Origin of the sequence: Hydrogenophaga sp. (genome assembly GCF_041633695.1) — a bacterium.
Taxonomy (GTDB): domain Bacteria; phylum Pseudomonadota; class Gammaproteobacteria; order Burkholderiales; family Burkholderiaceae_C; genus Hydrogenophaga.
Map to the genome: position 1 here is coordinate 1 of NZ_JBFJMY010000737.1, position 1,249 is coordinate 1,249.

Annotated in this window: 2 protein-coding genes; both read left to right on the plus strand. The window is 67.0% G+C overall.

Annotated elements, in window-relative coordinates; all coding sequences use genetic code 11:
* On the plus strand, positions 1 to 344 hold a 344-nt coding region (locus tag ABYB95_RS23695; RefSeq protein ID WP_372662890.1), incomplete at its 5' end, for a molybdopterin dinucleotide binding domain-containing protein.
* Positions 341 to 1,249, plus strand: a 909-nt coding sequence (locus tag ABYB95_RS23700) for an aminopeptidase (RefSeq protein WP_372662893.1), incomplete at its 3' end; no start/stop codon positions are given. The genes ABYB95_RS23695 and ABYB95_RS23700, both read left to right, overlap by 4 nt.

The window sequence follows — 1,249 nt, forward strand, 5'->3', positions numbered from 1 at the left end:
CGCCGCCCGCGCGCAACTTCCTCAACTCCAGCTTCGTCAACGTGAAAAGCCTGCGCGACATCGAAGGCGAGCCGCTGCTGGAAATGCACGCGCAGGATGCCCAGGCGCGTGGTCTGGCCAATGGCGACGTGGTGCGGGTGTTCAACGACCGTGGCGATCACCGCTGCAAGCTGCAGGTGTCGGCCCGCGCGCGCCCTGGCGTCGTGAACGGCCTGGGCATCTGGTGGCGCAAATTCGGACTGGACGGCCACAACGTCAACCAGCTCACCAGCCAGCTCCTGACCGATCTGGGGCGCGGCCCGGTGTTTTACGACTGCACGGTGGAAGTCCAGCGAGCAGCATGAACACCGGGAACAGGGTGAAACCCGCGCGCAGCACCCGTCTGGTGCTGGCCTTGTTGCTGCTTTCGGTGCTCTCGGGCTGCTCCAGCGCTGGCTACTACTGGCAATCGGTCCAGGGCCAGTGGCAAATCATGCGTGCCGCGCGCCCCATCCCCGAATGGCTGGACGAGGCGCAAACGCCCCCCAGCCTGCGCCAGCGTCTGGCGCTGGCGCAACGCATGCGTGCCTTTGCCGTGAGCGAACTGCACCTACCCGACAACCCCAGCTACCACCGCTACGCCGACTTGCAGCGCCGCGCGGTGGTCTGGAACGTGGTGGCGGCCCCGCCTCTGGCGCTGACGCTCAAGACCTGGTGTTTTCCGGTGGCCGGCTGCGTGGGCTACCGGGGTTATTTCCACGAAGCCGAGGCGCGCGCGCAGGCCGCAGCGCTGCAGGCCGACGGGTTGGAGGTCAACGTGTACGGCGTTCCCGCCTACTCCACCCTGGGCTGGCTGAACTGGGCCGGTGGCGACCCCTTGCTCAACACCTTCATCCACTACCCCGAAGGCGAGCTGGCGCGGCTGCTGTTCCACGAACTGGCCCACCAGGTGGTGTACGTGCAAGACGACACCATGTTCAACGAGTCCTTTGCCACCGCTGTCGAGCGCCTGGGCGGCGCTGCCTGGCTGGCGCAACAAGGCAGTGACGCCGCTCGCCAGGAATACGCGGTGTTCGACGGCCGACGCCGTGCCTTTCGCACCCTGGCCCTGGAAGCACGCCAAGAGCTGACGGCCATTTACGCAGCGCACCAAACACAACAGATAGACGAACCTGCCGCCGCCAGCCAGAAAGCCGCCGCCATGGCGCGCTTGCGCGCACGCTACGCCGAACTCAGAAACACCTGGGGCGGCTACCCCGGCTACGACGCC